Genomic DNA, 22581 nt, shown 5'->3' with positions numbered 1-22581 from the left:
TAAATAAGCCAGAGGGTTACCAGTAGCCCAAAACTTTCCACCACAAGATGCCGACAGTGCAGAATATCAGGATTTCGAGCACGCTCATGATGAAGCCGGCTTTCCACCATTCGGTCATGCTCACATAGTTGGAGCCGTAAATGACAGGAGCGGAACCGGTGGCGTAGTGTGTCAGCGACATCATGATGCCGGTAGCGGATGCCATAACCAGGGCAAACAGCATCGGCGGTGCACCCAAGGCCAAGCCTGCGCCGTAGAATGCGCCGAACATGGCGGTAACGTGTGCCGTGCCACTGGCGAAAACGTAGTGGGCGTAGAGGTAGGCCAGCATCAACAGGGCACAGCCGGCTTCCCAACTCAAGCCCATGTGGGTGATACCGCTTTGCATGGAGTCGGACAACCAGCTGATAAGGCCCAGTTTGTTGAGGAAGTTTGCCATCATCACCAAGGCCGCAAACCAAACGATGGTGTCCCACGCGCTTTTTTCTTTCAACGCATCTTCCCAAGTCAATACGCCGGTCAAAAGACACAGGCTCAAGCCGAGGAAGGTGGTGGCGGTAGCGTCAACTTTCACGCCGAACAGCATCTCGGGAATACCCGCCCACAACAGCAGCAGAACCAGGAAAATACCCAGCATGATTTTTTCTTCACGCTTCATCGGTCCCATAGCAGCCAAATGCTCTTTTGCCAATGCAGTGGCGTTAGGGGTTTGCTTGATTTCGGGCGGATACAGGAAATACAGCACCAGCGGCATCAGCAGCATAGCAAGCAGGCCGGGTACGACCATCGCCAAGAACCAAGTGCCCCAAGAGAGTTGGATTTGCGAATTGGTGGCTTTGGCAACCAATTCGACTACCAGCGGATTGGGTGCGGTGGCAGTGATAAAAATCAGACAGGTAATCACGTTGGAGTGGAAGTTGACCAGAGAAAGGTATTTACCGATTTTGCCTTCCGTACCTTTTTCTGGGTCGGAGTCGAAGCTCAGGGCGATGGATTTCATAATCGGATGCACGATTGCACCGCCGCGTGCGGTATTACTCGGCGTTACCGGACCGATGACCAAGTCGGCCAATGCCAAGCTGTAACCTACGCCCAGCGTGCGTTTGCCAAAGAGGGAGATCAAGAGGTAGCCGATACGCATACCCAAGCCGGTTTTCAACAGGCCGCGCGAGATGATGATGGCGATACCGATCATCCAGATGAGTGAGTTGTTGAGGCTGCTCAAAGCGTCTTTGGTTGCGTCTACGGCTTTTTCGTTGGTCACGCCGGTCAGCGCGACCAAGGTAATGCCCAAAATCGCCATTGCACCGATAGGCATGGCTTTGCCGATGATGCCGGCAATGATGCCGACAAACAATGCCAAAAGATGCCATGCGTCAGGCGATACGCCCTGCGGCACGGGGATAACGAACCAGATAATCAGCGTCAGCGCGAGCGCAACCGCAGCAGGAATTGGCTTGAAGCCCATGTTGAGTCTCCTAGTTTGAGGTATCGGGGAAATCGGATTTCAGACGACGTGTGCCTGATTTTGGCGGGAACAGTTCGTCTGAAACGTATTTGGGTGTGGTTGTTTTTATGTTTTTCTTTTGGGTGTTTGTGTCATGCGTATTTTTGTGTTGCCATCTTTTCAGACGACGTTTTTTTAGGTTATTGCGTTTTTCCCTCTCCCTAACCCTCTCCCACGGGGAGAGGGGATAATGGCGCTGAAATCAACTATTATCGGATTTCCTGTAATCTGTCCCCTCTCCCCGTGGGAGAGGGTTAGGGAGAGGGTAAAACCTCAGATTTAGTAGGTTTGGTTGTGAAACTCAACAAATACTGAAACCCTAATCATCATGTTGGCTCATGTCCCAACCTACGAGCATTTTTCAGACGGCCCCCTATATAGAAAAGGCCGTCTGAAACGCCGTATCGGATTAATCCTGCTCCGCCGGCAGTCCGTACTCTTCGGGGAAGGTACGCAGCGAGCTTTGCAACACGGTAACCGCGCCATCGATCAAACCGCAGCGGCCGCTTCGTGGCAACAGTTGGCACAGGCTTTGCAAGGCACGCAGGTCGTCGGAAGTACCGATGCCGGTATCCACGCGGTTGAGCAGGCGGGAAAGCTGGAATGTGCCGCCTTTGCAAGGAGGGCATTGACCGCATGAGTTGGAAGCAAAAAATTCCACATACTCGGCCACTTTGCGCACCACGCTGGTGCCTTCGGAAATCACTATCATCGCGCCGGTACCGAGGCTGGATTTGCGTTCGCGTACGGACACGAAGTCCAAAGGCACGTCCAAATCTTTTACGGTCAAAAGCGTGTTTGACGGGCCGCCGGTGAAGACGGCTTTAAACGTACGGCCTTCAAGCATACCGCCGCCGTGATCGTAAATCAGCGATTGCAGGGTCGTGCCCATCGGCAGTTCGTACAACCCCGGATTCAATACGTCGCCGGAGAGCGAATAGAGTTTCGTACCGGACGCATCGCCCAAACCCAAAGATTTGTACCATTCCGCACCTTTGGCAAGGATTTGCGGAATATTGGCGAAGGTTTCGGTATTGTTGATAAGGGTCGGCTCACCGTTGACACCGCTTTCGGCAGGGAAAGGCGGCTTGCGGCGGGGGAAGGGGAAACCGCCTTCCAGCCATGAAATTACGGCAGTTTCTTCGCCGCCGATATAACGGCCTGAAGTTTCAACCAGTTGCAAGCCCAAAGGTTTACCCAAGTAGTTTTCGATGCGGATAAACAAATCGCTGTTTTTCCATTGCTCAATGGCCGGTGTGATGGAAGCGATGGATTCGGTTTGATGAGGGTTGACGTACAGAATTGCTTTGTTGGCACGGCAGGCAACGGCGGCAATCAGGACGCCTTCGATGACTTGGTGCGGCGTATTTGCCAGCAGTACTCGGTCTTTAAATGTACCCGGTTCGTCTTCGTTAGCATTACAGACGACGTATTTGTCGCCATTTTTACTTTGGGCGGCAACGGCGGCCTCCCATTTGCGCCAAGTTGGGAAACCTGCACCGCCCATGCCGCAAAGGTTGGCATCTTGCAGTTTGGAAACAATACTTTGAGGATCGGCAAGTGCAGCCAGCAGACCTTCGCCGCCGCCGACTTTGCGCCATGCGGCTAAATCTGCGCCGACTTGGCGGGAAGGATGCAGTAAGTTTTGATTGGCTTGATTCATGATTGTTGCTCCTGCAAACCGGCGTGTTCGCGCAAATCGAATTTGCCGTAGTCGGGATATAAAACGGGGGCTTTGATGTCGCTGGTCAGCCCGGCGCGGGTCATTTCGCGTTGCAGGTCGTGAACGTGTCCGACACCACCGCGTACTTTTTTCAGCGGCAGGCCGCAATTTGCCGCGGCTTTACCGGCACGGCGGCCAAAGCTGATGATATCCAAAAGCGCGTTGCCCATCAGGCGGTTGCGGCCGTGAATGCCGCCGGTTACTTCGCCGGCACAATAGAGACCTTCGACGCAGGTTGCGCCGTCGCCGTTGATTTCGATACCGCCGTTTTGGTAGTGCAGGGTCGGATGAATCATGACCGGCTCAACGGCAGGATCAATGCCGCATTTATGGGCAACGTGGCCGAGCGTAACCAAACGGTTCAATACGTCGGGATCGTTTTCAATCAGGCGCGGGGTATCGAGGAACACGCCGACCTGTCCGTCACGTACTACGCCGCGGCCTTCGCGGCACTCGCGCAAAATGGCGGCGGCAACAACGTCGCGCGGTTGCAATTCATCAACGAAACGTTCGCCCAAACCGTTAACCAGTTTGGTGCCTGCGGAGCGCACGGCTTCGGAAATCAGCGCGCCTGCCAAGTGTGGAGGGTGGGCAACGCCGGTCGGGTGGTATTGGAAAGAATCGACATCGCGCAGTTTGGCACCGATACGGTAAGCCATCACCAGGCCGTCTGCAGTTGCGCCATAGTGGTTGGAAGTGGCGAAACCTTGCAAATGCAGGCGTCCGCTGCCGCCGGTTGCCAATACCACTGCTTTGGCGTGAACCAATACCAAAGAGCGTTTTTCCAAATCGTACAAAATCGCGCCGACGCAGCGGCCGTGTTCGTCTGATAATAATTCGATGGCGGGGTGGCGGTTGAGCTGGGTGATGTTTTCATCGAGTTCGACTGCCTCGCGCAGTACGCGCATCATTTCGAGGCCGGTAAAGTCGCGGTAGCTCAGGATGCGCGGTACGGTCGTACCGCCTGCACGTTTGCGGCTCAACATGCCGTTGCTGTCCGCGCCTTTAGCCAAGTCAAAAGTCATGCCCAAGCCAATCAGCCAGCGGATGACGGACGGCGCATCGGTAACCATTTGGGCAACCAATTCTTTTTTGCCGACGTTGTGGCCGCCTTTGATGGTGTCGTCAAAGTGTTGTTGCAGGCTGTCTTCCGCACCGACCGCTGCCTGAATACCGCCTTCGGCCATCACAGTATTGCTGTCGCCGATACGCAGTTTGTTCGCCACGATGACGCGTGCGCCTGCTTCAGTGGCAGACAATGCCGCAGCCGCGCCTGCACCACCGCCGCCAATGACCAATACGTCGGTGTTCAAGTGTTCTGCACCTGACAAATTATAGTCGTCAATCAGAGGCTGACTGATTAAGAGTTTGGCCAAATCAGGATGGCAGTAATCGCCTTGGTTTGGACCGATAGGCAGTTTCACACGTGCATTTGCCTGATAGTCAGGGTGAAATTGGCTTAGTAATTCGTTTTTTTCAGGTAAATCGCCGCGTAGCTCCAATGAGGACGCATGCAGGTTGGCAAGGGCGGTTTCGTAGTCTATGCCTTGGATTTTGTTAACCATTACACTGACTCCTCTTCAAATTCGACTTTCATTTTGCCGCTGTCGATTTCTCGCAGACGACGCATCAAATCCACAGGGCGTAATGTACGCGCCGCTTTCATACGGCGGGCGAACAAGCCCAAGTGGTTCGGGCGGATGTGTTCCGGGCAGGAAAGGGTGCAGAGGTTGCACATCACGCATTGGTCGAAGGTCAGCGCAGCCGCGCCGAAATCGCCCGAAACCACTTGCGCCACGCCGTTTTCCACTTCCAAACCTTTGGGACAGGCGCGGTTGCAGCCGCCGCAATGACGGCAGTTTTGCGCTTCAGGGAAGGCTTTGGCGGTATCGTCCAGCCAGTTCCAGCCGTCGCCGACCTCGCTCACGTCGTAATATTGGATATGCTCGGGAATGAAGTAGTCCAAGAAGCTGACCTGCATCCCTTCTTCGACTTTGGTTTCACACGCCAACGCAGTCGTTACCTCACGCTCGCCTTCCTTGCGGATCATACAGCGGCACGAACCGCACACGCCTTGCCCCATGCAGCCGACGTTGGCGGTAATCGCGCTGCCGGCACGGGCATAGGCTTGGATGATTGACGAGTCGGCGGAAGCTTTGACTTCATGGCCGTCTATGGTCAGGGTTAACAAATTTTCACTCATGGTTTGTTCCTGTGAAATTGGAAGTTGGAATAGTGGATAATTTGATTAATTGTATTTTTATTACATCTATCGTACGTAAGGAAATATCCAAGTTATTTACTCAGAAATTCTTTTAAAATCAATATTTATCTGTATGAGTCGAAGTGTATCAAAATTTAGTGGTTTTGATGATAGGGATAATCTAAGGTTTTATAGAGGAATGATTGTAAACAAAATATGCCTATTATTTAGACAAATTCATCTCAATTATTTGATTTTAAATATAAAATAAAATTACTTTTTTAGTATAAATTTTAAAATATTCGTCTATTTGCTAGTAGAAATCATTATTACATATTAGGTAATTTTGCATAGATTGTTGTATATATTGAATAATATTGAAACATATAAGCATGTGAAAAGACTGTTATAAAATTTCATAAAATCAAACAAGTTTGATATCAGTCAAGAAGATTTAGGGAGAAAGTGACACAGATTTTACAATTGTATATTGTATTGGAAAATAAGAAAGGCCGTCTGAAATTTAGGTAGTTCCCTTTTAAATACAATCTACTAAATTTCTTTCTCAGATACTTAAGGCAAATATTTTCAGACGGCCTTGAAATAAGGTTATCATTTAAAAATAATGTAATTTTATTTCCATGTAAGTGAATAGTCAGTGGATATAGATTATCAATAACCAAGTAATTTAATGCGATATTAAATTTCATTTAAATCAATAAGGTATGAAAATGATATTGTCTGGGTCATTCATTTGAAAGCACTATTACACTATTGAAGGCCGTCTGAAAAAATCGGTCTCTTAAGAAATAAACAAATCCTCCCTACCATGACTCCGAAAAGGAACACAATCATGACCGTCATCAAGCAAGAAGACTTTATCCAAAGTATTTTCGATGCTTTCCAATTCATCAGCTACTACCATCCTAAAGACTACATTCAGGCTTTGTATAAGGCTTATCAAAAAGAAGAAAACCCTGCCGCCAAAGATGCGATGGCGCAGATTTTGGTTAATAGCCGTATGTGTGCTGAAGGCCATCGTCCGATTTGTCAGGATACCGGTATTGCGACCGTATTCTTGAAAGTGGGCATGGATGTACAGTGGGATGCCGAGATGAGCGTACAGGAAATGGTTAACGAAGGCGTACGCCGTGCATACACCTATCCTGACAACAAACTGCGCGCCTCTGTATTGGCCGATCCGGCTGGCAAACGTCAAAATACCAAAGACAATACCCCTGCCGTCGTACATATGGAAATCGTAAAAGGCGACAAAGTCGAAGTCACTTGCGCAGCCAAAGGCGGCGGTTCTGAAAACAAAACCAAAGTTGCCATGCTCAACCCTTCAGACAATATCGTTGATTGGGTATTGAAAACCGTTCCTCAAATGGGTGCAGGTTGGTGTCCTCCTGGTATCTTGGGTATCGGCATCGGCGGTACGCCTGAAAAAGCAGTGTTGATGGCCAAAGAAAGCCTGATGAGCCATATCGATATTCAGGAACTCAAAGAAAAAGCCGATTCCGGTGCAGAATTGTCTACAACCGAAGCCCTGCGCTTGGAACTCTACAAAAAAGTAAATGCCTTGGGGATTGGCGCACAAGGTTTGGGCGGTTTGAGCACTGTGTTGGATGTCAAAATCCTTGACTACCCAACCCACGCGGCTTCCAAACCGATTGCCATGATTCCAAACTGCGCAGCAACCCGCCACATCGAATTTGAATTGGACGGCTCAGGCCCGGCCAAACTGGAAGCCCCATCTTTGGAAGATTGGCCGGATCTGACTTACAGCCCTGACAACGGCAAACGTGTCGATGTCAACAACCTGACTAAAGAAGAAGTGGCCACATGGAAAACCGGCGACGTATTGTTGCTGAACGGTAAAATCCTGACCGGCCGCGATGCCGCGCACAAACGTTTGGTTGACATGCTCAACAAAGGCGAAGAATTGCCGGTAGATTTCACCAACAAACTGATTTACTACGTCGGCCCGGTTGATCCAGTCCGTGACGAAGTTGTTGGTCCGGCCGGTCCGACTACTTCCACCCGTATGGATAAATTCACCCGCCAAATGCTGGAACAAACCGGCCTCCTGGGTATGATTGGTAAATCCGAGCGCGGCGCAGCGACTTGTCAAGCCATTGCCGATAATAAAGCCGTTTACCTGATGGCTGTCGGCGGTGCGGCATATTTGGTTGCCAAAGCCATTAAAGCATCTAAAGTCTTGGCGTTCCCAGAATTAGGTATGGAAGCAATTTACGAATTTGAAGTCAAAGACATGCCTGTGACCGTTGCGGTGGATAGCAACGGCGAATCGGTTCACGCCATTGCGCCAAAACAATGGCAGGCCAAAATCGGTATTATTCCGGTTGAAGCTTGATATTTGACTGAATAATCAAAGGCCGTCTGAACGATTTCAGACGGCCTTTTTTTGCTTACAAATAATTTAAATGTTTTCAAACGAGTAAATTTCCCTTTCTAAAAAGCACTTGTCAAAATCAGCGTTTGAAACTAGAATTCACAGCTTATCGAGTCGGAGTGTGGCGCAGTCTGGTAGCGCACTTGCATGGGGTGCAAGGGGTCGAAGGTTCGAATCCTTTCACTCCGACCAAAAAATTGGAAAGAGCCGTTTTAAAAACGGCTCTTTTTTCGTTTGGATGATTTATCTGAATAATGTGTCCGAATGGATTTTAAAACTTAATACCCATGCCGTCTGAAACAAAACCTGCTTTCTCAAAAGCAGGTTTTGTTGTTTATAAAGCAGGGCTATTCGGCACTGTCTTTCAGCGTGTCTTTATAAGTATAAAGATAAGACGCGCCGACAAAGGATGCGCCACCGACGACATTGCCTAGGAATACGGGAATCATGTTGAAGAAAAATTGCCCCCATGTGATGTTTGCACCTGCCAAAATACCTGCGGGGATAACGAACATATTGGCGACAAGGTGTTGGAAGCCGTTTAATACGAAAATCATGACGGGGAACCAAATGGCCAGCATCCGTCCGGTTGTGTTTTTAGCGGCAAAGTGCAACCACGTGCCCATGCAGACCATCCAGTTACATGCTACTGCCGATACGAAAGCGCGGCCGAAATCCATATGGACTTTTGCTTCCGCCACGGCAATGGTTTTTTCTGCCATGCTGCCTTCAATCATACCGACATAGTATCCGAGGAAAAAAGCCATTGCCAGCGTGCCCACCAAATTGCCCATGCAAACGATAACCCAGTTGCGCAGCAGCATTTTGGAGGAAATCCGTCCGGCCAATCTGCCTAAAGACATGATCATCATGTTGCTGGTTACCAGTTCACCGCCGCCAAGCAGGATGCAAATCAAGGCGATAGGGAACACGGAGGCGCCGAGTAAAGTTGCAACACCGCCCCATTCGTGCGGAATGCCGCTGACTATTTTTAAATAGGCAAGATAACCGAAGCCGATGTATCCGCCGGCCAAAACGCTTAAGATTGCCAGTGTGGGGATGCTGGATTGTGCTTTGGCGCAGCTTTTGTTGAGAACAACCTGTAAAATTTCCTGTGGGTATAAATCGCGCGAAGCCATGATGTTCCTTAAAGTGGGTTGAGGAGGGAACGCCGTTTCAAAAGTGGCACAAACTGTCGCGGTAGGGCAGTGTTATAGGAAGCCGGTGTACGATCTTTGTTTTATTAATCAGCCTGAATTAAACCTAAAAAACAGATACTTCGCCTTGCTTTAGCTCAAACGAAATATTATTACATTTTACTTCTGTATTAAAAAAGGCCGTCTGAACGTTGAGGTTTCAGACGGCCTTGTTTTGAATTTTTAAACTTACAAATGTGCCAGCTTTGCATTGCCTTCGCGAGGAATAGGGCGCGGATTGCCTTGTGCATCGATGGCGACGTAAGTGAACACAGCTTCGGTGACCAGTTGGCGGTCTTCCGTTACCATATCGTTCATCAAAGTCTTCACCCACACTTCGATTTTCAGTTGCAAAGAAGTATTGCCTACACGGACGCAATGACCGTAGCAGCATACAACGTTGCCGACCTTTACCGGTCTGATGAAATTCATTTCTTGAACGGCCACGGTGACAATTCGTCCCTGTGCGATTTCTGCCGCCAAAATACCGCCGCCCAGATCCATTTGCGACATAATCCAGCCGCCGAAGATATCCTGATTAGGATTGGTATCGCGCGGCATGGCTACCGTACGCAATAAAAGTTGGCCTTCTGGTGCAGCATGTGTTTGTTTGTTGTCAGCCATAAAAAATCCTGTCAAAAAAGTGCTATTTTACGCCATTTATAGCGATAAACCTATGTAGGCCGTCTGAAAAATCAGAAGGTAAAGTGTTACAATCAACATATCCATCAGACAAAGGAGAAAGCTCATGCATCCGATTCAAGAACCACGAAATAGCGGCCTTTTGCGCGTATCCGACATTCACGAAATCTACTGGGAAGAATCAGGCAATCCTGATGGCCATCCTGTGATTTTCCTGCATGGCGGCCCCGGAGCAGGGGCATCACCGGCCTGTCGAGGCTTTTTCAATCCAGAGCATTTCCGCATCGTTATTATCGACCAACGCGGTTGCGGACGCTCCAAACCCTATGCCTGTATCGAAGACAATACTACATGGGATTTGGTTGCCGATATTGAAAAAGTGCGAGAAATGCTCGGCATTCAAAAATGGCTGGTTTTTGGCGGTTCATGGGGCAGCACCTTGTCGCTGACTTATGCCGAAACCCATCCCGATCGCGTCAGCGGCTTAGCTTTGCGCGGTATTTTCCTGTGCAGGCCGTCTGAAATGGCATGGTTGAACGAAGCAGGTGGCGTCAGCCAAATTTATCCGGCTCAATGGCAAAAATTCATTGCCCCCGTAGCCGAAAACAAACGCCAAGCCCTAATTAAAGCCTACCATGAAATGCTGTTCAGCGAAGATGAAGCCACGCGCCTCAAAGCGGCCAAATCATGGGCAGATTGGGAAAGCTACCTTATTCAGTTTGAACCTAAAGATGTAGATGAAGACCCGCAAGCCTCCCTTGCCATCGCAAGAATGGAAAACCATTACTTCGTGAACGAAGGCTGGCTGCAGGGCGATAAGGCTATTTTGGCAAACATCGACAAAATCCGCCATATCCCAACCATCATCGTCCAAGGCCGCTACGACCTATGCACCCCGATGCAAAGCGCGTGGGAACTCTCGCAAGCCTTCCCAGAAGCAGAATTGAGAATCGTCCAAGCAGGCCATTCTTCTTTTGATCCTTCGCTTTCTGAGGCTTTAGTGAAAGCGGTGGAGGATATTAGAAGCAAGTTATAAAGGTTAATAAATGACAATGCCGTCTGAAAAAGTTTCAGACGGCATTTTTTCTATTTACATATTAAATTTAATATCATATTATCATTGCATGATATCAGTTTGAATTTTTTAGAATTTCAATATGAAACCTCTAATTTACTACGCCCATTCTGTGCAAGATGAACTCGGCAATCTTTTGCCTTACGAACATTGGCAAACCTTGCAAAGCCATTTGGTCAATGTTGGGGAAATGGCGGCGGAGTTTGCTCGGGTATTCGGTGCTCAGGAAATTGCCTGCCAGACGGGACGGCTTCATGACTTAGGGAAATATTCGGAAGCCTTTAATCACCGATTGCATGGCGGCCCATCAGTTGATCATGCTACTGCCGGAGCAAAAATTGCTGTCGAACGTTGGGGAAATGTTATTGGCAAGCTGATGGCGTTTTGCATTGCGGGGCACCATGCCGGGTTGGCAAATGGAAAGGGCGAAGGTGATAACCGCAGCACTTTGAAACAGCGTTTAGCCTTGCAATTTGGCGCAGATATTCCCGCTCTCGATAACCTGTGGCAACAAGAAATCAAACTCCCCCAAAACTTATCCGCACCGCCACTCAAAGCCGACGCGCATCATCCTTTTTTCTCCTACGCCTTCTTCACCCGAATGCTCTATTCCTGCTTGGTGGATGCCGATTATCTCGACACAGAAGCCTTTTATCTAAAGCTAGAAAACAAAGCCGCCGAGCGCGGCGGTTATCCCAAGTTAAACGCCTTACAACACAGTTTCAATCAATTTATCAACGATTTCAGACGACGTATCGCCCAAGCTCCAGAGCAAACTGAAGCCGAAAAACGCAATGCCACCTTAAACCGCCTGCGCAGCGAAATTCTCGATTACGCCGTAGAACAAGCGGCACAACTGCAAGGGCTATTCACGCTCACCGTGCCGACCGGCGGTGGTAAAACCTTCACTTCCATGGCATTCGCGCTGGAACACGCCAAACGGCACGACATGCGGCGCGTGATTTACGTCATTCCGTTCACCAGCATCATCGAACAAAATGCCGCCGAATTTCGCAAAGCCTTTGGCGAATTGGGCGAACAAGCCGTGTTGGAACATCACAGTACCTTCGACGACGGCAAACTGCAAAATGAGGCCACCAAAGACAAATTGCGCCTTGCCTCGGAAAACTGGGACGCGCCGATTATCGTGACTACCGCCGTGCAATTCTTCGAATCCCTCTTTGCCGACCGCTCCTCGCGTTGCCGCAAGCTGCACAACATCGCAGGCTCCGTCATCATCCTCGACGAAGCGCAAATGCTGCCGCTCAATCTGTTGCTGCCCATCATGCAAGCCATCAAAGAATTGGCGCAAAACTACCGCAGCAGCGTCGTCATGTGCACCGCCACCCAACCAGCCGTGCAAACCGAAAACGGCTTCTATCGCGGCTTTGAAAACGTGCGCGAAATCGCCCCAAAACCGACCGCACTTTTCGACAAACTGCGCCGCACCACTGTGCAACACATCGGCACACAAACCGACGCCGACCTGCTCGCCAAACTTGGTGAACACCCGCAAATGCTAGTTATCGTCAATAACCGCCGCCATGCCCGCAGCTTGTACGACCAAGCCAAACACCTTGATGGCACATTCCACCTGACCACCTTAATGTGTGCCAAACACCGCAGCCAAAAGCTCGATGAGATCCGAGGCCGTCTGAAAAAGGGCGAACCTTGCCGCGTTATCGCCACCTCCTTAATTGAAGCCGGCGTTGATGTGGATTTTCCGCTGGTAATGCGCGCCGAAGCAGGTTTAGACAGCGTTGCCCAAGCCGCAGGACGCTGCAACCGCGAAGGCAAAAGGTCTTCTGAAAACAGCTTTGTCTGGATATTCGCGCCCGAAGATAAATGGAAAGCCCCGCCCGAACTTGCCGCACAAGCCGCCGTTATGCGCCTGACCGCCGACAGCTTTTCAGATGACCTTTTATCCATCCAAGCCGTCGCCGCCTATTTCAAAGACCTTTACGATCAAAAAGGCAAAGAACTGGATCACAAACAAATCCTGCAAATGCATCACAATGCCGGACCAAGCCTTGATTTCCCATTCCAAACCATCGCCGACAAATTCCGCATGATCGAAAGCCATATGCAGCCGCTGATTATTCCGTTCGATGTTGATGCCGAAAACCTCATTAGCAGCCTGCACCACGCAGACCACATCGGCGGACTCTTACGCAAACTACAACCCTACACCGTCCAAATCCCCGAAAAAGCCCTCACCGCGTTATATAAAGCAGGGCGTATTGAACCGATAAACGAGAAAAACTTCGGCAAACAATTTTATACGCTGATTGGACTGGATTTGTATGATGACGTGGCGGGGTTGAGTTGGGAGGATAATACTTTTATCAGAACTGAGAATTTAGTTTTTTGAGATATTAATAACATTATATTAACCATAAAGGAAAACAATAATGAGTATTTCACAGATGTTTGAAGAATTTATTGATAACCTAGCGATTTCTAATAAACAGACAATAAGTGATCGTTATGCAGAATTAACTAAAACATTAAATAAGCAGTTTCGCAATACCGATTCCGAAACAGCAAATACCTTACAAGTGGGATCGTTTGGGCGGAAAACAGGCATCAATGGAATTTCTGACTTAGATATGTTGTACATCATGCCAAAGTCTACTTGGGATACCTATAAAAATGCTCAATACAAACTACTTTCTGATACAAAAGAAGCCATTCTAAACCGTTATTCACGCACGGCTGTTAGTGTTGATAGATTGGTTGTTACTGTAACTTTTTCTAATTTCTATATTGAGGTTCAGCCTGTTTTTGAACAGGAAGATGGGAGTTTTAAATATCCTGATACCAAAGATGGAGGAAGCTGGAAAATTACTAAACCACGAGAAGAAATAGATGAAATTTCTTCTGCTGATAAAGATAAAAATCAGAATTTACGGCGTTTGTGCAAAATGGCACGAGCTTGGAAAAATAAACATGGTGTAGCAATGGGAGGACTACTTATTGATACGCTAGTTTATAATTTTTTAAAATCAACAGATTATTATGATGATAAAAGTTTTTCTTATTATGATTTACTCAGCAGAGACTTTTTTCAATACTTGTCTAAATTACCAGAGCAAACAGAATATGCTGTATTGGGTAGCAAACAAAGAGTCAAGGTAAAGAAAAAATTTCAGCAAGAAGCAAAAAAAGCCTTGAAGGTTATTGATGCCGAAAATCAAAGCAGTGTAAATGATAAATGGAAAAAAATTTATGGGCGACCGTTTCCTGCTAAAAAAACTGAAATGGCAATGGAGTCTCTTTCTGCAAGTTATTCTCAGAATTGGCAGAATACTGAAGAATTTATTGAAGATAAATTTCCGATTGATATTCGTGAATATCTAAAGATTGACTGTGAAGTAAAACAAAATGGTTTCCGTAAGTTTTTCCTTAGAGAGATTTTAAAAAGAAGAATCCCATTGAAATCTAGAAAAGATCTACTATTTGAAATAAAAGAAATTTCAGTACATAAACCATATGAAATTTATTGGAAGGTTTTAAATCGAGGTGAAGAAGCAAAAAAAAGAAATTGTATTAGAGGACAAATTGTTCCAGATAGAGGATATGAGTGTAAAAAAGAAGCAACAGATTTTTATGGTGATCATATCGTTGAATGTTATTGCATTAAAAATGGCGTGGTTGTAGCTAAAGATAGAATCCATGTTCCAATTGTTACGGATGGAAGTGATTATGACTAATGAAGAAAAAATTTTAGAAGGGCAATTACGAGAGTGTTATGGGCGGGTAGTTTACACTCATAAAACACATGAAAAATGCGCTGATATTTTATTGGAGAAGAATGCAAGTATTAAAAAATGGCAAATTATTCTTTCTGCTATTATTGCTGGCGGAGTAATAACTATGCTTTTTGAATTTTGCCCTGAATATAAAAAAATTGCCGAAGTTATTGTAGCAATAATATCCACTATTCTACTTGTCCTTAATTCTTATATAAAAGATTATGATTTAGGAATAATTGCACAAAAGCATCGCCAAGCAGCAGCAGAAATTTGGCTCGTTCGTGAAAAATATCTGACACTTTTAACTGCCCTTCGTATGAAGCAGTTATCAATCGATGAGATTTGCTTGCAAAGGGATAAATTACTAGAAGATTTGCATAATATTTATTTAGGAGCTCCAAGTACGAATTTTGAAGCTTACCAAAAAGCACAAAATGCACTTAAAAACATGGAAGACATGACATTTTCTGATGAGGAGATAGATAAATTTCTTCAAAAAGAATTGAGACGAACATGAAAATCCATAAAACGTCGTCTGAAACCGCACTTTCCAACCAAAAGGAGAATCAAATGAACCAAATTCGCCTACACGTTTGGGGCGATTATGCCTGTTTTACCCGTCCGGAGATGAAGGTGGAGCGGGTGTCTTATGATGTCATCACGCCGTCGGCGGCGCGCGGGATTTTGGCAGCGGTGCATTGGAAGCCGGCGATTCGGTGGGTGATTGACCGGATTTATGTGCTAAAGCCGATTCGGTTTGAGTCGGTGCGGCGCAATGAGTTGGGTGGCAAGATTTCGGCGGGTAAGGTCAGCGGGGCGATGAAGCGTAAGAGCGTTGCCGATTTATATACGCTGATTGAAGACGACCGCCAGCAGCGCGCGGCGACGGTGCTTAAAGACGTGGCTTATGTGATTGAAGCCCATGCGGTGCTGACGGCAAAAGCGGGGGCGGATGAAACCGTTACCAAGCATATCGAGATGTTCAAACGCCGTGCGAAAAAGGGGCAATGCTTTCAGCAGCCTTGTTTGGGCGTGCGTGAATTCCCTGCCGATTTTGCGTTGATTGATGAGGGTGATCCGCTACCGCCGTCGGCGTTATCGGAAAGCGAGGCAAACCGCGATTTAGGCTGGATGCTGCACGATATTGATTTTGACCACGGCAAGACGCCGCATTTTTTCCGCGCACAAATAAAAGACGGCGTGATTGATGTGCCGCCGTTTTACGCCGAGGAGGTAAAAGCATGATTCTAGCGTCCCTTGCCCGTTATTACCGCCGTTTGGCAGCAGAAACTGATGAAATGGGCAATCCGAAAGTGCCGCCTTACGGCTTTAGCGAGGAGAAAATCGGCTGGATTTTGGTGTTGGATAAAGAAGGTCGTCTGAAAACCGTTGTGCCGAATCTGACTGCCGATAAAAAGCCGCAGCCGAAATTGATGAGCGTGCCTCGCCCTGAAAAACGCACGTCGGGTATCAAACCGAATTTTTTGTGGGACAAAACCGTCTACGCGCTTGGCGTGGAAGCCAATAAAAACAAAGCCGAAGCGAAAAAAAAACCATTTACGTCGTCTGAAAAAACCTTTGAAGCCTTCAAGCAATACCATCTCGATTTACTGCAAAGCAGTGAAGATGGAGGCTTGCAAGCCTTGTGCCGTTTTCTGCAAAACTGGCAGCCTGCACATTTCGCTGCCGAAAATCTGCCTGCCGAAATGCTCGATGCCAACATCGCATTTTCTCTTGAAAAACCGACCGCACTTATTCATAAACGCGAAGCCGCGCAAACTTTGTGGGCAGGCTGCCTGAAAAGCGACGAAGCACTCGAAGGCTTGTGCCTGATTAGTGGCGATACAGCCCCGATTGCGCGGCTGCATCCGGCGATTAAAGGCGTGTTTGGCGGGCAAAGCTCCGGCGGCTCGATTATCTCGTTTAACAAAGAAGCCTTTGCTTCGTTTGGCAAGGAGCAAGGCGCAAATGCGCCCGTTTCCGAACAATCCGCCTTTGCCTACACCACCGCGCTGAACTATCTGTTGCGCCGCGAAAATAATCACTGCTTGACCATCGGCGATGCCAGCACGGTCTTTTGGGCGGAAGCGGACGATAGCGCAACGGCGCAGGCTGCCGAAGGTTTCTTCGCGCAAGTATTCACGCCGCCGGATGATGAACAAGAATGCGCCAAAGTTTTCAACGTATTGGAACAAATCGGCAAAGGCCGTCCGCTGCAAGAAATTGCACCCGAACTTTCTGTCAATACCCGTTTTTACATCTTAGGGCTTGCCCCTAACGCCGCGCGGATTTCTGTTCGCTTTTGGCTGGACACCACGTTTGGGCAGCTGGCGGAAAATTTGGCATGGCACTGGCGGGATTTAAAAATTGAACCGCGCCCGTGGAAAACGCCGCCTTCTGTTTGGCGTTTGCTGTTGCAGACGGCGGTTTTAGGCAAAAGCGAAAACATCTCGCCCGTGTTGGCAGGCGAAATGACCCGTGCCGTGATTTGCGGCACGCCATATCCCTTAAGTTTGCTGTCGCAACTGATTACCCGAATCCGTGCCGACGGCGATGTGAACGGCCTGCGCGTGGCAATGATGAAAGCCGTATTAGAGCGGCGTTTTAGAAAAGGTTTTATCGAAGAAGGAGTTCCTATGAGTTTGAACAATGAAAGCCCGAATTGTGCCTATCTTTTAGGGCGGCTGTTTGCCGTGTTGGAGCGCATTCAATATCAGGCGTTGGGCGAATTAAACGCCGGCATCGCCGACCGCTATTACGGCTCTGCCTCCGCCGTGCCGTTTTCGGTTTTTCCGCGCCTTTTGTCGGGTGCAAAACACCATTTATCGCGCCTGCGTAAAGACAAAGCCGGTATGGCGGTGAATTTGGATAAAGATTTGGGCGAAATCATTGCCAAACTGCCCGAAACCTTTCCACGCCATTTGAGCATTGACGAGCAAGGCCGCTTTGCTATCGGCTATTACCACCAAAAACAAAGCTATTTTGCTAAAAAAGAAACCGCTGAAACCATTGAAAACTAAGGAGCCAGAAAATGTCTGCCATTCAAAACCGCTATGAATTTGTTTACTTTTTTGACGTAACCAACGGCAACCCCAACGGCGATCCCGATGCGGGCAATATGCCGCGTCTTGACCCCGAATCCAGCAAAGGCCTGGTAACCGATGTTTGCTTAAAACGCAAAATCCGTAATTTTGTGGAAATCAGCAGCGAAAATGAAGCCGGTTACGAAATCTACGTCAAAGAAAAAAGCGTGTTAAACCTGCAAAACAAACGCGCTTATGAAGCACTCGGCATTGAATCGGAAGCCAAAAAACTGCCCAAAGACGAAGCCAAAGCCCGCGACATTACCGCTTGGATGTGTAAAAACTTCTTCGATATACGCACCTTTGGCGCTGTGATGACCACCGAAGTCAACAGCGGGCAAGTGCGCGGCCCGGTGCAACTGGCGTTTGCACAATCCATCGACCCGATTGTCCCGCTGGAAGTTTCTATCACCCGCATGGCGGTCACCAACGAAAAAGACTTGGAAAAAGAACGCACTATGGGGCGCAAATACATCGTCCCTTACGCGCTCTACCGCGTGCACGGCTTTATCTCCGCCAACCTTGCCGCCAAAACCGGTTTTTCAGACGACGACTTGGCCAAACTCTGGCAAGCCCTGATGCTGATGTTTGAGCACGACCGCTCCGCCGCCCGTGGCGAAATGGCGGCGCGCAAACTGATTGTTTTCAAACACGACAGCGCACTCGGCAGCCAGCCTGCACATAAACTGTTTGACGCAGTGAAAGTCGAACGTGTAAACGGCGAATCAGGTACGCCTGCAAGCGGTTTTGGCGATTACAAAATCAGCGTGGTTTCAGACGGCCTGAGTGGCGTGAGTGTGGAAGAATTGCTGTAAAAACACTTAAAAAGATGACCGCACTTTTAACCGAAACCCAAAGGGAAAATCAGGACACGCGCCTGATTCCCCTTTCCGCTTTGCAACATTACGCCTTCTGTCCGCGTCAATGCGCGTTGATTCATAACGAGCAGGCGTGGGCGGAGAACTATTTGACCGCGCAGGGCAAGGCGCTTCATGAGCGGGTGGATTCGGGCGAACCGGAGACACGCAAGGGCGTGCGTTTTGAGCGGACGGTGCATGTGTCGGCGGAGAAGCTGGGCATCAGCGGCGTGTTGGATTTGGTGGAAGTGGAAACGAAAACAGGTCGTCTGAAACCTGTGGAATACAAACGCGGCAAGCCCAAACCCGACCCGATGGACGAAATCCAGCTTTGCGCCCAAGGCTTGTGCTTGGAAGAAATGACGGGGCAAACCGTCTCTGAGGGCGCGCTGTGGTATATGCAAACCCGCCACCGCGTCTCCGTCGTATTTTCAGACGACCTATGCGCCCAAACACTCGCCACCATCGCCGCCGTGCGCGAACTCCTAAACAGCGGACAAACCCCGCCGCCCTACTACGGCAAACGCTGCAAAGCTTGCTCACTGGTAGAGATTTGCCAGCCGGAGTTGTTGGGGAAACGGGATAGGAGTGTGGGGTATGTGGCGGGGTTGTTTGGGGAGTGATGTAAAATCTTAAGTAAATTATAACTAATTAATATCTCTAGAATGGACCGAATATGAAAGTATCGAAAGTAACTATAAAAGATTTTAAAAGATTTAAGGATTTGACTTTAGACTTAGGTGAAAATCCGGCAAAAATAATCGCATTGGTTGGAACTAATGGATGTGGTAAAAGTAGTGTTTTAGATGCTTTTATTGCATGTGGAAGAGATTTTGGTGGGCGCATTGGAGATTTTAGCACGCCAGGAATATTTTACAGAACAGACAATACAAATGTACGTCAACTAATATCAATTGATTATTTAGATAATGATGGCAATACTATTGATAACAATAATTTATATTTTAATCATGAATTTTATAAAAATAATAGGGAAGTTATTTTTTCATTTAGAAGTCCATATCGTTATAACACTGAGCTGAATATTACAGAAATTAAAGCAACAAACCCTATTGAAAAGAATTCAGATGGAGCTAGTTGCTCACTAAATTTGGATAGTAAAGTGGAGAATAATTATAGAAGGTTACTGGGATTTTATAACCAAGTCATGGAAGAAGAAGATATTAAACCATCTGAAGCTAGAATCAAAGTTATAGGCTTATTAAATCAATCTATAAGAAACTGTTTAGATTTGGAAATTGTTAATTTAGGAAATGTGGAACGTAATAATGGTACACTAAGTTTTAAAAAATCAGATTCAGATATAACATTCTCATTTGATAGTCTCTCTGCCGGAGAAAAAGAGGTTGTTGATATTTTATTAGATTTATTTTTAAGAAGAAAGAAATATGAAAACTCTATCTTCCTATTGGATGAGCCTGAATTGCATATCAATACAGCAGTTCAAAGAAAATTAATAATTGAGATAGATAAATTAATAGGTGATGGAGGGCAAATTTGGATTGCGACTCACAGTATTGGTTTTTTACGGGCATTTCAAGAAGAGTTATCTGGAAAATGCCAAGTTATTCACTTTGAAGATAACATGAGATTTGCATCGGAAACAATAACGTTGACCCCTGTTGCAAACAATAGAACAACATGGAAATCTATTTTCAGTACAGCTCTAGATGATTTAACAGGATTAATCGCTCCTAATAGAATTATTTATTGTGAAGGACGGGATGAACCTAGACGGGATGGTTCTGAAAGAGGGCTTGATGCTCAAGTCTTAAATAATATTTTTAATGCAGAATATCCAGATACTGTTTTTGTCTCTAGTGGTGGAAATACAGAATTGGACCAAAGAAGCAGTATTGCATTAGCAATATTGGGTAAGGTATTTCCTAATATGGAAATTTGGGTTTTTAAAGATAGAGATATGGCTTCAGGAAAGCTGGTATCAGAATCAGATAGAACGGAATATTTGGCTAATCAAGATGAAAGATTTAGAGTAATGAAAAGGTGGGAAATTGAAAACTATTTATTTGATAAAGAGGTGCTGAGAAAATATTGTATAGAGAATCAAAAAACTTTTGATGAAATTAAATATGATGACAATTTTACATCTCAGGATTTAATAGATTTAGATGTTAAATCTAAATTTTCATTAATCAAAAGTATTTGCTCAATTCCAACTCACATAAATCCCGAGAATTTTAAAATAAATTTATCAAAGCTAGTGACTTCAGATATGAATATTTATCAAGAATTAAAGTCCTGTATATTTGACAGAGAATAGTTATTTTTTGGTTTATGGCATTCTACCTAACCTATCAATAATTTTCAGGTAGTCCAACTATCGTCCTAAACCCTAAGGAGTTTCCCCATGCGCAAACTGCAAAACACGCTCTACATCACCACCCAAGGCAGCTATCTGCATAAGGAGCGGGAGACACTGGTGGTGGAGCAGGAGCGCAAGAAGGTAGCGCAATTGCCGGTGCATTCCATCGGGCATATTTTCTGTTTTGGGAATGTGCTGGTGTCACCGTTTTTGCTGGGGTTTTGCGGCGAAAATAATGTGAATTTGGCGTTTTTTACCGAAAACGGGCGTTATTTGGGACGGCTTCAGGGACGGCAGAGCGGCAATGTGCTGCTGCGTCGGGCGCAGTATCGTGTGTCGGAGCAAAGCCCTGTGCCGATTGCGCGCAATATCATCGCGGCGAAGATTCAGGCGAGTAAGCGGGTGCTTCAGCGGCAGATTCGCAATTATGGCGAGAATGCGGCGATTCAAAGTGCGGTCAATTCTTTGAATATTTCGCTGCGGCAGTTGAAGGACGCGGCGGAGCTGGACGTGGTGCGCGGTATTGAGGGTGATGCGGCGGCGCGTTATTTCGGCGTATTTGGGCAGCTTTTGAGCGAAAAAAGCGGTTTTTCTTTTGACGGACGCAACCGCCGTCCGCCCAGAGACGGGGTGAATGCGCTGTTGTCGTTTGTGTACAGCATCTTGGGAAAGGACATCAGCGGCGCGCTGCAAGGCGTGGGGCTCGATCCTCAGGTGGGCTTTCTGCACGCCGACCGACCGGGGCGCGACAGTTTGGCGCAGGATATTTTGGAAGAATTCCGCGCATGGTGGGCGGATAGGTTGGTGCTTTCGCTGATTAACCGCGGACAAATCAAACCGCAGGATTTTGTTACCGAGGCAAGCGGCGCGGTTAGCCTTAAAGCTGATGCGCGTAAGCTTTTGTTCCAAGCCTTGCAGGCAAAAAAGCAGGAGAAAATCGTTCATCCGTTTTTGGGCGAAGAAGTGGAAATCGGGCTGCTGCCATATATTCAGTCCATGCTGTTAGCGCGGCACTTGCGCGGAGATTTGGCGGAATACCCGCCGTTTTTGATGAGATAGGTTTGCAGGCCGCCTGAAAACGGGTTGGACGTGTTCAGACGGCCTCTAAAGCAACCTGCACATGGGAATACAAAATGCTGATGCTGATTACTTACGATATTTCGCTAGAAGACGCGGAAGGGCAGGCAAGGCTGCGGCGCGTGGCCAAATTGTGTTTGGACTACGGCGTGCGCGTGCAATATTCGGTGTTCGAATGCGACATTGCACCTGATCAGTGGGTTGTTTTAAAAGATAAACTTTTGAAAACCTACAACCCCGAAACCGACAGTCTGCGCTTTTACCATTTAGGCAGCAAATGGCGGCGAAAAGTGGAACACCACGGCGCAAAACCGGCGGTGGATGTGTTTAAGGATACGTTGATTGTGTGAATCGCCAACCTGCGGTTCTCATGAAAATGCGGCAGGGGTGGCGAATTTGGATTGTTCTTTAACAATCAGGATATTGCGAATTCGGGTGTAACAGAAAAGGCTGTGTTATACTCGCGATCGCGCTTTTCTTGGGAGCTTAGCGAAATTGGGGCTGCGAAACCTGATGGAGCAAGGCTTTTGAGAGAGGCTCCAGCCGCCTTCAGGCGGCTGTGTGTTGAAACTCCAGTTTTAGTTATGGGCGGAAAATCTCAGGAACCAGCCGCCTTCAGGCGGCTGTGTGTTGAAACGAGTTTGTCCAGTTCGATAAATTCGACGTTGGGGCCAGCCGCCTTCAGGCGGCTGTGTGTTGAAAC

The 22581-nt window shown here is 47.5% G+C and carries 18 protein-coding genes, 1 tRNA gene and 1 CRISPR repeat array; of the genes, 13 read left to right on the top strand and 6 right to left on the bottom strand.

Annotation, left to right across the window (positions count from 1 at the left end):
* Nucleotides 1-16: 16 nt before the first annotated feature.
* The 4 genes from HMPREF2700_RS11225 to HMPREF2700_RS11210 all read right to left on the bottom strand — a co-directional run bounded on the left by HMPREF2700_RS11225 (nt 17) and on the right by HMPREF2700_RS11210 (nt 5433).
* Nucleotides 17-1468 carry a DASS family sodium-coupled anion symporter gene (locus tag HMPREF2700_RS11225; protein ID WP_070592166.1) on the bottom strand — a complete coding sequence of 484 codons (1452 nt, stop codon included), beginning with the start codon at nt 1466-1468 and terminating at the stop codon, nt 17-19.
* A gap of 448 nt (nt 1469-1916) precedes the next feature.
* Nucleotides 1917-3170 carry a complex I 51 kDa subunit family protein gene (locus tag HMPREF2700_RS11220; protein ID WP_070592164.1) on the bottom strand — a complete coding sequence of 418 codons (1254 nt, stop codon included), beginning with the start codon at nt 3168-3170 and terminating at the stop codon, nt 1917-1919.
* Nucleotides 3167-4795: an FAD-binding protein gene (locus tag HMPREF2700_RS11215; protein WP_070592162.1), complete on the bottom strand. Its 1629-nt coding sequence runs from the start codon at nt 4793-4795 to the stop codon at nt 3167-3169. Before HMPREF2700_RS11215 ends, HMPREF2700_RS11220 begins: the two co-directional genes overlap by 4 nt.
* Complete coding sequence (locus HMPREF2700_RS11210) at nt 4795-5433, bottom strand: 2Fe-2S iron-sulfur cluster-binding protein (protein ID WP_070592161.1); 639 nt, start codon at nt 5431-5433, stop codon at nt 4795-4797. The genes HMPREF2700_RS11215 and HMPREF2700_RS11210 overlap by 1 nt, the downstream gene beginning before the upstream one ends.
* Nucleotides 5434-6286: 853 nt before the next feature.
* Here HMPREF2700_RS11210 and HMPREF2700_RS11205 point away from each other — a divergent pair.
* Together HMPREF2700_RS11205 and HMPREF2700_RS11200 are read left to right on the top strand one after the other, a co-directional pair.
* Nucleotides 6287-7810, top strand: a complete 1524-nt coding sequence (locus HMPREF2700_RS11205) for a fumarate hydratase (protein ID WP_003746217.1) — start codon at nt 6287-6289, stop codon at nt 7808-7810.
* Nucleotides 7811-7964: 154 nt separating this feature from the next.
* Nucleotides 7965-8041: transfer RNA gene (locus HMPREF2700_RS11200), tRNA-Pro, on the top strand.
* A gap of 155 nt (nt 8042-8196) precedes the next feature.
* On the opposite strand, the gene HMPREF2700_RS11195 is transcribed toward HMPREF2700_RS11200, so the two are convergent.
* A complete protein-coding gene (locus HMPREF2700_RS11195; RefSeq protein ID WP_070592159.1) occupies nt 8197-8988 on the bottom strand; it encodes a formate/nitrite transporter family protein in 792 nt (263 codons plus the stop codon).
* Nucleotides 8989-9234: 246 nt separating this feature from the next.
* Nucleotides 9235-9669 (bottom strand): acyl-CoA thioester hydrolase YciA, encoded by a 435-nt coding sequence (gene yciA, locus HMPREF2700_RS11190; RefSeq protein ID WP_049332732.1) that lies wholly within the window; start codon nt 9667-9669, stop codon nt 9235-9237.
* Nucleotides 9670-9793: 124 nt separating this feature from the next.
* Between yciA and pip the strand changes: the two genes are divergently transcribed.
* The 11 genes from pip (at nt 9794) to cas2 (ending at nt 22228) form a co-directional block, all read left to right on the top strand.
* The gene (gene pip, locus HMPREF2700_RS11185) at nt 9794-10723 is read left to right on the top strand and encodes a prolyl aminopeptidase (RefSeq protein ID WP_070592157.1); all 930 of its coding nucleotides are present in this window, start codon (nt 9794-9796) and stop codon (nt 10721-10723) included.
* 121 nt (nt 10724-10844) lie between these two features.
* The gene (locus tag HMPREF2700_RS11180; protein WP_070592156.1) at nt 10845-13133 is read left to right on the top strand and encodes a CRISPR-associated helicase/endonuclease Cas3; all 2289 of its coding nucleotides are present in this window, start codon (nt 10845-10847) and stop codon (nt 13131-13133) included.
* Nucleotides 13134-13173: 40 nt separating this feature from the next.
* A complete protein-coding gene (locus tag HMPREF2700_RS11175; RefSeq protein ID WP_070592155.1) occupies nt 13174-14475 on the top strand; it encodes a nucleotide-binding domain-containing protein in 1302 nt (433 codons plus the stop codon).
* Nucleotides 14468-15034 (top strand): SLATT domain-containing protein, encoded by a 567-nt coding sequence (locus HMPREF2700_RS11170; RefSeq protein WP_070592153.1) that lies wholly within the window; start codon nt 14468-14470, stop codon nt 15032-15034. The genes HMPREF2700_RS11175 and HMPREF2700_RS11170 overlap by 8 nt, the downstream gene beginning before the upstream one ends.
* 53 nt (nt 15035-15087) lie before the next feature.
* Nucleotides 15088-15762: a type I-C CRISPR-associated protein Cas5c gene (gene cas5c / locus HMPREF2700_RS11165; RefSeq protein WP_070592174.1), complete on the top strand. Its 675-nt coding sequence runs from the start codon at nt 15088-15090 to the stop codon at nt 15760-15762.
* Nucleotides 15759-17537 carry a type I-C CRISPR-associated protein Cas8c/Csd1 gene (gene cas8c / locus HMPREF2700_RS11160; protein WP_070592151.1) on the top strand — a complete coding sequence of 593 codons (1779 nt, stop codon included), beginning with the start codon at nt 15759-15761 and terminating at the stop codon, nt 17535-17537. Before cas5c ends, cas8c begins: the two co-directional genes overlap by 4 nt.
* Before the next feature lie 11 nt (nt 17538-17548).
* Nucleotides 17549-18415, top strand: a complete 867-nt coding sequence (cas7c, locus tag HMPREF2700_RS11155; RefSeq protein WP_070592149.1) for a type I-C CRISPR-associated protein Cas7/Csd2 — start codon at nt 17549-17551, stop codon at nt 18413-18415.
* Entirely contained in the window at nt 18325-19080 is a 756-nt protein-coding gene (cas4, locus tag HMPREF2700_RS11150) for a CRISPR-associated protein Cas4 (RefSeq protein WP_083303996.1), read from the top strand. Before cas7c ends, cas4 begins: the two co-directional genes overlap by 91 nt.
* 53 nt (nt 19081-19133) lie before the next feature.
* Nucleotides 19134-20759 (top strand): AAA family ATPase, encoded by a 1626-nt coding sequence (locus HMPREF2700_RS11145; RefSeq protein ID WP_070592146.1) that lies wholly within the window; start codon nt 19134-19136, stop codon nt 20757-20759.
* Between the two features lie 87 nt (nt 20760-20846).
* Entirely contained in the window at nt 20847-21860 is a 1014-nt protein-coding gene (cas1c, locus tag HMPREF2700_RS11140) for a type I-C CRISPR-associated endonuclease Cas1c (protein WP_070592145.1), read from the top strand.
* 74 nt (nt 21861-21934) lie between these two features.
* Nucleotides 21935-22228, top strand: a complete 294-nt coding sequence (gene cas2 / locus HMPREF2700_RS11135) for a CRISPR-associated endonuclease Cas2 (protein ID WP_003685729.1) — start codon at nt 21935-21937, stop codon at nt 22226-22228.
* A gap of 189 nt (nt 22229-22417) precedes the next feature.
* A CRISPR array of direct repeats spans nt 22418-22581; the repeat unit is 32 nt; unit sequence CCAGCCGCCTTCAGGCGGCTGTGTGTTGAAAC.

The sequence above is a fragment of the Neisseria sp. HMSC068C04 genome (assembly GCF_001810105.1).
Taxonomy (GTDB): Bacteria; Pseudomonadota; Gammaproteobacteria; order Burkholderiales; family Neisseriaceae; genus Neisseria; species Neisseria flavescens_B.
Note: the sequence above shows the minus strand (reverse complement) of the source record. Positions and strands in the feature narration are given on the sequence as shown.

Coding starts and splice junctions, on each gene's coding strand:
- cas1c (WP_070592145.1), top strand. CDS start 20,847: ATGCGCAAACTGCAAAACACGCTCTACATCACCACCCAAGGCAGCTAT.
- cas8c (WP_070592151.1), top strand. CDS start 15,759: ATGATTCTAGCGTCCCTTGCCCGTTATTACCGCCGTTTGGCAGCAGAA.
- HMPREF2700_RS11145 (WP_070592146.1), top strand. CDS start 19,134: ATGAAAGTATCGAAAGTAACTATAAAAGATTTTAAAAGATTTAAGGAT.
- HMPREF2700_RS11175 (WP_070592155.1), top strand. CDS start 13,174: ATGAGTATTTCACAGATGTTTGAAGAATTTATTGATAACCTAGCGATT.
- HMPREF2700_RS11180 (WP_070592156.1), top strand. CDS start 10,845: ATGAAACCTCTAATTTACTACGCCCATTCTGTGCAAGATGAACTCGGC.
- HMPREF2700_RS11225 (WP_070592166.1), bottom strand. CDS start 1,468: ATGGGCTTCAAGCCAATTCCTGCTGCGGTTGCGCTCGCGCTGACGCTG.
- cas2 (WP_003685729.1), top strand. CDS start 21,935: ATGCTGATGCTGATTACTTACGATATTTCGCTAGAAGACGCGGAAGGG.
- HMPREF2700_RS11195 (WP_070592159.1), bottom strand. CDS start 8,988: ATGGCTTCGCGCGATTTATACCCACAGGAAATTTTACAGGTTGTTCTC.
- cas5c (WP_070592174.1), top strand. CDS start 15,088: ATGAACCAAATTCGCCTACACGTTTGGGGCGATTATGCCTGTTTTACC.
- pip (WP_070592157.1), top strand. CDS start 9,794: ATGCATCCGATTCAAGAACCACGAAATAGCGGCCTTTTGCGCGTATCC.
- HMPREF2700_RS11205 (WP_003746217.1), top strand. CDS start 6,287: ATGACCGTCATCAAGCAAGAAGACTTTATCCAAAGTATTTTCGATGCT.
- HMPREF2700_RS11215 (WP_070592162.1), bottom strand. CDS start 4,795: ATGGTTAACAAAATCCAAGGCATAGACTACGAAACCGCCCTTGCCAAC.
- HMPREF2700_RS11220 (WP_070592164.1), bottom strand. CDS start 3,170: ATGAATCAAGCCAATCAAAACTTACTGCATCCTTCCCGCCAAGTCGGC.
- HMPREF2700_RS11170 (WP_070592153.1), top strand. CDS start 14,468: ATGACTAATGAAGAAAAAATTTTAGAAGGGCAATTACGAGAGTGTTAT.
- HMPREF2700_RS11210 (WP_070592161.1), bottom strand. CDS start 5,433: ATGAGTGAAAATTTGTTAACCCTGACCATAGACGGCCATGAAGTCAAA.
- yciA (WP_049332732.1), bottom strand. CDS start 9,669: ATGGCTGACAACAAACAAACACATGCTGCACCAGAAGGCCAACTTTTA.
- cas7c (WP_070592149.1), top strand. CDS start 17,549: ATGTCTGCCATTCAAAACCGCTATGAATTTGTTTACTTTTTTGACGTA.